The 230-nt window shown below is 67.0% G+C and carries 1 protein-coding gene; it reads left to right on the forward strand.

From position 1 onward, the window contains the following. Positions 1 to 19 precede the first annotated feature (19 nt). The coding region (locus tag ACLJNW_RS29155; RefSeq protein WP_410962161.1) for an alpha/beta fold hydrolase at positions 20 to 230 on the forward strand (211 nt) is incomplete at its 3' end.

Consider the following 230-nt stretch of genomic DNA (forward strand, 5'->3'; position numbering starts at 1 on the left):
AGACGGGAGACGTGCGTCCATGTCCGCGACACCCTATCTGCTGCAACCGCCGCTGGCGGTCGGATTCGCCCGCCTGGGCTTCGGCTCTCTCTCGCTGGAGTCGTTGCGCGAACGCTACGCCGCACCGTCCAGCGGCTCGCGCTTCATCGAGCTGGACGGTTTCCCGCTGCACTACCGCGACGAAGGCAGCCGCGACAAGCCGGTACTGGTGATGATCCACGGCGTAGTGG

Origin of the sequence: Salmonella sp. SAL4457, from assembly GCF_046548235.1 — a bacterium.
GTDB classification, from domain to species: Bacteria; Pseudomonadota; Gammaproteobacteria; order Enterobacterales; family Enterobacteriaceae; genus Salmonella; species Salmonella enterica.